5 protein-coding genes are annotated in these 5,517 nt (G+C 70.3%); 3 read left to right on the top strand and 2 right to left on the bottom strand.

What is annotated here, in order from left to right; genetic code table 11:
* Positions 1-70: 70 nt before the first annotated feature.
* The 3 genes from M3B01_RS14265 to M3B01_RS14275 all read left to right on the top strand — a co-directional run bounded on the left by M3B01_RS14265 (position 71) and on the right by M3B01_RS14275 (position 3,276).
* Positions 71-1,150, top strand: a complete 1,080-nt coding sequence (locus M3B01_RS14265) for a catalase family protein (RefSeq protein WP_259793175.1) — start codon at positions 71-73, stop codon at positions 1,148-1,150.
* An 87-nt stretch (positions 1,151-1,237) separates the two neighbouring features.
* A complete protein-coding gene (locus M3B01_RS14270; RefSeq protein ID WP_373271450.1) occupies positions 1,238-1,891 on the top strand; it encodes a hypothetical protein in 654 nt (217 codons plus the stop codon).
* A complete protein-coding gene (locus M3B01_RS14275; protein ID WP_044496630.1) occupies positions 1,891-3,276 on the top strand; it encodes a peroxidase in 1,386 nt (461 codons plus the stop codon). Before M3B01_RS14270 ends, M3B01_RS14275 begins: the two co-directional genes overlap by 1 nt.
* Before the next feature lie 236 nt (positions 3,277-3,512).
* Here M3B01_RS14275 and M3B01_RS14280 read toward each other — a convergent pair whose 3' ends face one another.
* Together M3B01_RS14280 and M3B01_RS14285 are read right to left on the bottom strand one after the other, a co-directional pair.
* Positions 3,513-4,658 (bottom strand): glycerol-3-phosphate dehydrogenase/oxidase, encoded by a 1,146-nt coding sequence (locus tag M3B01_RS14280; protein ID WP_019310328.1) that lies wholly within the window; start codon positions 4,656-4,658, stop codon positions 3,513-3,515.
* A gap of 35 nt (positions 4,659-4,693) precedes the next feature.
* Positions 4,694-5,517 (bottom strand): IS3 family transposase (locus M3B01_RS14285; protein WP_259793183.1); only part of this gene is annotated, 824 nt, incomplete at its 5' end.

Raw genomic sequence — 5,517 nt, forward strand, 5'->3', positions numbered from 1 at the left:
CGAAGAGCCAAATTGAGTCCAGTACAATATTGTTGTCACGATGTCGAGGAGGCATCGAGGAGGCATACCGATGAACCCCATCCGCTACCACGATGACGTCGAGGTCCCCGTCGAGAACGAGGCCGAGATCTCCCAGCGAATCGTCGAACGAATGGCCGCCACCCAGGCGGAGAACGCCGACCGTCACCGCCACGCCCACCGCGACGCGCACGCCAAGAGCCACGCGATCATCACCGGGCAACTCACCGTCCACGACGACCTGCCGCACGAGCTCGCGCAGGGCATCTTCGCCACCCCCGGCACCCACGAGGTCGTCGCCCGCCTCTCGTCGGCACCCGGCGACATCCACTCCGACGAGATCCCTGCCCCGCGGGGTTTCGCGCTCAAGATCATCGGCGTGGAGGGCGAGCGCCTGTCCCCCGACCTCGGTGGCGCCAACCAGGACTTCCTCATGGTGAACTTCCCAACGCTCGCGTTCGGCACCGTGACCAAGTACGAGGACATGCTCGACATCCTCGAGAAGAACGCGAGCAACCCGGCCGCCGCGCAGAAGGCGGTCTCCGCCGCCGCCCGGGGCATCGCCTCGATCACCGAGAAACTCGGTCGCACCCCCGGCGCGACCGTCCAGGGCCTCGCGAACGACTACTCCCACATACTCGGTGAGACCTTCTACACCCAGGCCGCGATCCGTTACGGCGACCACGTCGCCAAGATGTCCCTCGCGCCGACCGGGGAGGTCGCCGAGCTCACCGGCGTCGACGTCGGCGACGACTTCGACGCGATGCGTACCGCGGTCGTCCGCCACTTCATGACCAAGGGCGCGACGTACGAGCTGCGGGCGCAGCTGTGCACCGACCTGAAGACCATGCCCGTCGAGGACGCCGCCGTGCTCTGGGACGAGGACCGTTCCCCGTTCCGCACCGTCGCGACCGTCCGGTTCGACCGGCAGGACGTGTTCACCCCCGAACGTCGCGTCGCCGGTGACGACCGGCTCGCGTTCAACCCGTGGAACGGCGTCGAGGCGCACCGGCCGCTCGGGTCGATCATGCGCGTGCGCAAGCTCGCCTACGAGTCGTCCTCGCGGCAGCGGCACGACCTCAACGCCGTGGCCCGCCGGGAGCCGGACTCCCTCGCCGACCTCACCGCCTGACCCCTCACCCCCTTGGAGGACCCCATGAACGAGAAGCTGACGTCCGAACAGACCCGCATCGACCCGCGCCTCTCGGAGGAGAGCCGCATGGAGGAGTTCCGCCGCGTGGTCAAGGAGGTCGCGGCCGACGCGCCGACGATCTCCCAGATCGCGATCAACTCCCTGCTCACCGACAAGAACCCGCTCCACGAGGGCACGTACGAGTCGGCCGGCCGGGCCGGTGCCCGCTCCGGCAACGTGTCCGAGCTGACCGCCATCGCCGACCTCAGGCCCGGCGGCGCCGACCGGCTGCGCCGCATCTTCGGCCTCACCGGCGGCGACTTCGACGGCGCCAAGCGCGTCTCGACGCTGCACAACATGCGGTTCGTGTTCCTCGACGACGACACGCGTGTGCTGTTCGCCACGGCCTACGACGGCGACTGGGACACCTACATCGACGACTTCGCGACGAAGATCCCCGAGCTCATGGACCTGTTGTTCGCCAACGTCGAGGGCTGGCCGGGGATCGACTCCCCGAAGGTCAAGGACTTCATCGCCGACCACCAGATCGACGCCGCCGCGTGGTTCGTCGCGAACCCGCAGGTGACGGTCGTGGACGTGCGCCGGTACCAGCGCATGGAGCAGGCCCTGGACACGTTCTTCGACGCGATGGCGGCGAACACCGCGATGGACGCGACGACCCGGGAGGCCCTGTCGGCGCTGTCGGACGCGGTGGCGACGCCGCAGGGGGTGGACTACTGATGCCGTTCGAGCACCTCAGGGAGCTGCGCAAGCGGTTCCGTCGGGAGAGCGTCACGCTGCAGCTCGACGACATCCAGTCCCTCATCCTGCGGTCGCGGCCCGAGCCCTACGTCGGGATCCACGCGGGGTTGCGGGTCGACACCCCCGAGGGGGGTCGTGCCCTGCTGGGGCGGCTCGTCGAGTACGTCCCCTCGGCGCAGGACTGGACCGCGGACATGCACGCGTGGACGGGGGTGGCGATCAGCCACGCCGGCCTCAAGGCGATGGGCCTGCCGGAGGAATCCCTCGCGAGTTTCCCGCTGCCGTTCCGGCAGGGCATGGCGGCCCGCGCGGGCCAGCTCATGGACACGGGCGAGAACGCCCCGGAGACGTGGGAGGAGTTCTACAAGGACGACTCCCTGCACGTCGCGGTGACGATCTACGCCGACTCGGAGGAGTCCCTGGCGGACGCCGTGGAGAAGGCTCTGGGGTACCTGGAGGAGATCGACGGGGTCACCCTGCTCGGCACGCACGCGTTCGGGGCGCCGGATGCGGCCAACCCGTTCGGCTACCACGACTCGCTCAGCCAGCCGCTCGTCGCGGGCGCCGGCGTCGACGCCCTCCCGGGGCAGGAGCGGGCCATCGCGGCGGGCGAGTTCATCCTCGGGGAGGACAGCGAGACGGGTTCGCCCGTCGCCATGCCCTCGCCGGACGTGCTGGGTCGTAACGGCTCGTTCGTCGTGCTCCGCAAGTACGACAGCCGTGTCGGCGCCTGGAACGACTTCCTCCGCGAGCACGCGGAGGAGGACACGCAGGAGTCCCGCGACGCCCTCGGCGCGAAGCTCGTCGGCCGGTGGCGGTCGGGGGCGCCGCTCGTCCTCTCCCCCGAGAAGGACGACGTCGACCTCGGCATGGATCAGTCCCGCAACGACGACTTCGACTACTCCGACGACCGCCGCGGCCTCATGTGCCCCCACTCGGCGCACGTGCGCCGCATGAACCCGCGCGGCAGCGAGCTGACGATCCTCACGGACGAGAACATCCACCGGATCATCCGCCGCTCCTCGACGTTCGGCCCCGAATGGGACCCCGACCTCACCGCCGCCGACGACAAGGACGACGAGCGCGGCCTGTTCTTCATCTTCATCAGCGCCCGCGCCTACGACACGGTCGAGTTCCTCCAGCAGGAGTGGATCAACCGCGGCAACTTCGTCGACCTCGGCACCGAACGCGACCCCGTCGTCGGACTCCACGAGGAACCGGGCCGGTTCACCATCCCCGACCGCCCCGTCCGCAAGCGCGTCGACGGCGTGACCACGTTCAACCGCCTCCGCGGCGGCGAATACATGTTCATGCCCTCCCTCACCGCCCTCCGCTGGATCGCCGACGCGGGCTGGGAGAGCTGACCAGGCCGGCGGATCGAGACCGGCGCTCGCCCGGTCGTCCGCACCGGCGATGAGCGAGAGGCCCCCTCCCAACCCGGGAGGGGGCCTCTCGAGTCGGAACGCCGTGGCTCTGGGGCCGTCCGCGCCCTCGGACCTCACGAGGGCGAGCACGCGCTCGACGCGCTCAGCCGTGTCGATGGCCCCCTGCCCCTTCCTCCTCTCCCCCTTTCCCGATGACGTCATCCGGGGGGCGGGGGTCAGGTGGTCGCGAGTTCCAGGACCTGGGCGGCGACCTCGCGCGCGGCGGGGACGGCGGACTCGACGAAGGAGGTGCGGGTGCGGCGTTCGACGAGGTCCTCCACCGTGAGGGCGCCCTCCGCCAGCACGCCGAAGAGCATCTCCGCACCGGTGTAGGCGACGCCCTCGGCGACGGGGCCCGCGAACCGGGGGTACCGACGGCCCAACTCCGCGACACGACCGGCCTCGGTGCCGTAACGGCGCACGAGACGGGTCGGTTCCTCGAGACGGGCCAGCACCTCCCGCGGCGCCGCGCCCACGAGCGGGAGCGTCCTCGTCCGGCACTCCCGGTCCGTCCCGAGACGACGGCAGGCGGCGTCCACGGCGTCCTCGGCCATCGTGCGATAGGTCGTGAGCTTGCCCCCGGCGATCGTCAGGGGCCGGCCAGGTTCGTCGATGAGCAGGTGCCGTCGGGACACGTCGGCGGTCGCGCCCGCCTCGACGAGTGCGCGCTCCGCGCCCTCCGACAGATCCCCCGACGCGCCGTGCTCGCGCCTCTCCCCGAACCCGTGCCTCCCGATCCGCCTCTTCGTCCCTCCCGTCGACCCGCCCGACGGAGTCGGCAGCACCAACGGCCGCAGCCCGGCGAACCGGCCCACCACGTCCTGCCTGGTCAGGGGGCGCTCCAGCGCGCGGTTGATCGTGGCGAGGAGGAAGTCCTCGTCGGATTCCGGCACCGGCGGAGCGATGCCGTCGACCCCGGGAGCGGCGTCGTCGGTGAGGCCGACGAGCACGAGGCCGTCGCTCTGTGGCAGAGCGAACACGAACCGGCCGAAGTGACCCGGCACCGGCGCGGTGAACACGGCGCTGGGACACCCGAGCGCCTCGGCCCGCACGACCAGGTGGGATCCGCGGCTCGGCGAGATCCGCAACGACGGGTCGTGTTCACCGGCCCACACGCCGGTCGCCGAGACGACCGTGCCCCGAGCCTCGACGCTCTCGCCCGTCGTCTCGTCCGTGAGGGTGAGTCGGTCCTCACGCAGGTCGGTCGCGGCGCACCGGGTGAGGACGTCCGCGCCGTGCGCCGCGGCGGTGCGGGCCAGCGCGATCACGAGGCGGGCGTCGTCCTCGAGCTGACCGTCGGTGTAGTAGACGGCACCGCGCAAGGGCCCTACCCCCGGATCTTGGACACGGGGTGTGATTACGCAGCCGTCGGCAGCGTAGCGGTGTTGCCGGTCTCGTAGAGGACCGGCGGGACGTAGCGGCACCACGAATGGCGTCGCTTGGTGTTGTAGCGGACGAGCCACCTGAAGACCTGCCGGCGGCAGACCAGTTCGTTGCTCCAGCAGGCGGCGTCTTGGAGAACCTCGCGCTTCATGGTGGCGTTGAACGACTCGGCCAACGCGTTGTCCGCGCTGGACCCGACGGCGCCCATGGACTGGGTGACGCCGAGCTTGCGACAGAGCTTGGCGTAGTCCTTCGAGCAGTAGACCGACCCGTGGTCGCTGTGAAATACGCTGCCCTTGAGGGTGCCCCGGGTTGCGGCGGCGGCCTTCAACGCGTCCTCGACGAGCTCGGTACGCATGTGGTCAGCGATGGCCCACCCGACAAGCCGACGGCTGTAGCAGTCGATCACGGTCGCCAGGTAGAGGTTCGTGCCGTCGGCGATCGGCAGATAGGTGATGTCGCCGACGTAGCGCAGCCCTGGCGCCGGGGCGGTGAAGTCGCGCTTGACCAGGTCGGGGTACTTCTGGCCAGACGGTTCGGGGATCGTGGTCCGCACCCGCCGCTTCTTCACATAGCCCCGGATTCCTTGCAGCCGCATCACCCTGGCGACGCGCTTGTGGTTTACCCGCTCACCGGCAGGCGCGCTGTCGTTGAGCTCGGCGGTGATCCGTGGCGCACCCTGGGTGTTGTCCTCGGCATGGACAGCCCTGATCCGCTCTGCCAGCGCCGCGTCGTCAGCTGCCCTGGCTTCTCGGGCCGGGGCAGCCTTGAGCCAGGCGTAGTAGGACGAGCGCTCGA

It is taken from the genome of Brachybacterium sp. p3-SID957, from assembly GCF_025144775.1.
Taxonomy (GTDB): Bacteria; Actinomycetota; Actinomycetes; order Actinomycetales; family Dermabacteraceae; genus Brachybacterium; species Brachybacterium epidermidis.